The 3,212-nt window shown below is 71.1% G+C and carries 3 protein-coding genes; all 3 read right to left on the bottom strand.

The window, feature by feature from the left end; all coding sequences use genetic code 11:
• Window positions 1-108: 108 nt before the first annotated feature.
• The 3 genes from ACWEO5_RS38225 to ACWEO5_RS38215 all read right to left on the bottom strand — a co-directional run bounded on the left by ACWEO5_RS38225 (window position 109) and on the right by ACWEO5_RS38215 (window position 2,797).
• Complete coding sequence (locus tag ACWEO5_RS38225) at window positions 109-945, bottom strand: MetQ/NlpA family ABC transporter substrate-binding protein (protein WP_452166667.1); 837 nt, start codon at window positions 943-945, stop codon at window positions 109-111.
• An 89-nt stretch (window positions 946-1,034) separates the two neighbouring features.
• Window positions 1,035-1,775, bottom strand: a complete 741-nt coding sequence (locus ACWEO5_RS38220; RefSeq protein WP_344555235.1) for a methionine ABC transporter permease — start codon at window positions 1,773-1,775, stop codon at window positions 1,035-1,037.
• Complete coding sequence (locus tag ACWEO5_RS38215; RefSeq protein ID WP_452166666.1) at window positions 1,772-2,797, bottom strand: methionine ABC transporter ATP-binding protein; 1,026 nt, start codon at window positions 2,795-2,797, stop codon at window positions 1,772-1,774. Before ACWEO5_RS38215 ends, ACWEO5_RS38220 begins: the two co-directional genes overlap by 4 nt.
• Window positions 2,798-3,212 lie beyond the last annotated feature (415 nt).

The raw sequence follows: 3,212 nt of genomic DNA, 5'->3' as shown, positions 1-3,212 counted from the left end.
CCCCGCCTGGGGGGGGGCGGGCCTGCGTCCCCGGTCCCCAGCCCCGGGCTCTGCGGGGGGGGGCCCCGGGGGGGGAGGCCGGGGGCACCGCGGTGGTCGACGGGTCGGTCAGAACGCCGGGATGACGGCGCCCTGGAAGTTGTCGTCGATGTACTTCTTCACCTCGTCGGAGTGCAGCAGCTCGGCGAGCTTCTGCACCCGCGGGTCGCTCTCGTGGCCCTTCTTGACGGCGAGGATGTTGGCGTAGGGGTTGCCCTCGGCCTTCTCCAGCACCAGGGCGTCGGTGGCGGGCTTGAGGTTGGCGCCCAGGGCGTAGTTGCCGTTGATGACGGCGGCGTCGACGTCGTCGAGGGCGCGCGGCAGCTGGGCCGCCTCCAGCTCCTTGAACTTGAGGTTCTTCGGGTTGGAGGTGACGTCCTGGACGGTGGCGGTGGTGCCGGCCCCGTCCTTCAGGGTGATGACGCCGTTGTCGGCGAGCAGCTTGAGCGCCCGGCCCTCGTTGGTGGCGTCGCTGGGGACGGCGACCTGGGCGCCGTCCTTGAGCTCGCCGACGCTCTTGACCTTCTTGGAGTAGACGCCGAGCGGCTCCAGGTGGACGGCCTCGACCGACACGATGTTCGTGCCGTTCTTCTTGTTGAAGTCGTCGAGGTAGGGCTGGTGCTGGAAGTAGTTCGCGTCCGCGGAGCCGTCCTGGACCGAGGTGTTGGGGGTCACGTAGTCGCTGACCTCCTTGACGTCCAGCTTGAGGCCCGCCTTGGCCGCCAGGTTGTCCTGCACGAACTTGAGGATCTGCGCGTGCGGGGTGGGGCTGGCGGCGACCACCAGGGGCTTGTTCGGGTCGGCGGAGGCGCCGGAGTCGGACGAGCCCGAGGAGCAGGCGGCCAGGGTGAGCGCGAGGCCGGCGGCGGTGGCGGTCAGGGCGGTGGTCTTCAGGACGTTACGCACGAAAAGTGCCTTTCTGCGGGATGCGAACGGCCCGGGTGGGGCCGGGGTGCCCGTCCCGTGGTGCGGGACGGGAAGTTCGGTGCGAGGGGTCAGCGCGAGGAGAGCAGGTCTTCCTCGGTGTCCTTCGGCTTCTCGGTGGCGGAGCGGAAGAAGCTGAGCGGGCTGCGGTAGTCGCCGCGGTGCGAGAGCCGGCGGGCGGCGAAGTCGCCGAGCAGCTGGATCACGGTGACGATGACCACGAGTTCGGCCACGATGACCCACATGAAGGCGGTCTCGAAGCGCTGGTAGCCGTACCGGATGGCGAGGTCGCCGAGCCCGCCGCCGCCGACCGTGCCGGCCATCGCGGAGTAGCCGATCAGCGCGATCACCGTGGTGGTGGCGGAGGCGACCAGCGAGGGCAGCGCCTCGGGCAGCAGGGTCTTGCGGACGATGGTGCCGGTGCCCGCGCCCATCGACTTGAGCGCCTCGACCAGGCCGCCGTCCACCTCGCGGACGGAGGTCTCCACCAGCCGGGCGAAGAACGGGATCGCGCCGATCGCGAGCGGCACGCTGGCCGCCTGCCAGCCGAGCGTGGTGCCCGCGACCGCCCGGGTGACCGGGAGCAGCGCGACCATCAGGATGACGAACGGGACGGAGCGGCCGACGTTGACGATCGCGCCGAGCACCCGGCTGACCGCGAGGTTCTGCAGCAGGCCGTCCTTGTCGGTGAGCACCAGCAGCAGCCCGATCGGCAGGCCGACCAGCAGGCTGACCAGGCCGGCGATGCCGACCATGCCGAGGGTCTCCCAGGTGGCGGGCCACATCAGTTCCTGCATCTGGTCCCAGGTCATGCGGCCGCTCCGTTCGACGGGTCGAGGACGTCCACCTGGAGCCCTTGTTGGCGCAGGTAGCCGATCGGCACCACGTTGTCGGTGTGGCTGCCGGGCAGTTCGACCCGCATCCGGCCGACCAGGCGGCCGGCGATGGTCTCGACGGCCGCACCGAGGATGTTGATGTCGATCTGGTAGGTGCGGGCCAGCTGGGAGACGAACGGCTGGGCGGGCGCGTCGCCCTGGAAGGTGATCTCCAGGACGGTGCGGTCCGGGCCTCCGGTGCCGAGGTCGCCGAGCGGGAAGAGGTCCCGGGCGATCCGCGAGTGGCCGTCGGCGAGCAGGTCGGTGAGCTGCCCGGTCTCCACGACCCGGCCGCCGCGCATCAGGGCGGCGGAGTCGCAGACCGCCTTGATGACCTCCATCTCGTGGGTGATCAGCAGGACCGTCAGGCCGAGCTGCTGGTTGAGTTCGCGCAGCAGCTTGAGGATCGAGCGGGTGGTCTCCGGGTCGAGCGCGCTGGTGGCCTCGTCGGAGAGCAGCACCTTGGGGTCGCCGGCCAGGGCGCGGGCGATGCCGACGCGCTGCTTCTGGCCGCCGGAGAGCTGGGAGGGATAGCTGCGGGCCTTGTCGCCGAGGCCGACCAGGTCGAGCAGTTCGGCGGCCTTGCGGCGGCGCTCGCGGCGGCCCAGCCCGGTGATCTCCAGCGGCAGTTCGACGTTCTGCTGGACGGTGCGCGAGGAGAGCAGGTTGAAGTGCTGGAAGACCATGCCGATCCGCTGCCGGGCGGCGCGCAGCTCGCGTCCGGCGCGCTGCTCGCTGCCGGACAGCGCGGTCAGTTCCACGCCGTCGACGGTGACGGTGCCGGAGGTGGGCCGCTCCAGCAGGTTGACGCACCGGATCAGGGTGGACTTGCCGGCGCCGCTGGTGCCGACGACCCCGAACACCTCGCCCTGCCGCACGTGCAGGTCGACGTCGTCCAGCGCCCGGACCTCGCGGCCCTGGGAGCGGTAGACCTTGGTCAGGCCCTTGGTGGTGATCACAGCTGCTTCCGTTGTTCGTCTGCGGACGGCCGCGGGGGCGCCCGCGCCAATGGCGGGATGGGCACGCGAGTGCCTGGGAAGGGGGGTGCCGACGTCGTTTCGATCATGGCTGTCGGCCGGTCGGGCCGCCCGTGGGCGTGGCCCTAACGAGTCATCGGCCGGTCGGCGGCCGACGGGGCGTCAGCGGGTGCCGGGCGGGGGCCCTCAGCTGCGACACATTCGACGGCCGCACATGCGCGACTCACCTGCCGGCGTCGCGCCGGTGGGGATGCATGTCGTCGTCGTGGTCATGGAACCCAGTAAATCAGACATTTGGTCCACGTCCCAATTTCCGGGACCGGCCGTCCGGCATGCGGACACGACCCTTGCGGCACACGCATTGCGGCGCCCGACCCCTCGTTCGGGTCGGGCGCCG

The sequence above is a fragment of the Kitasatospora sp. NPDC004272 genome (assembly GCF_053603035.1).
The sequence above is the reverse complement of the archived record's forward strand: the minus strand, read 5'-3'. Positions and strand labels throughout refer to the sequence as shown.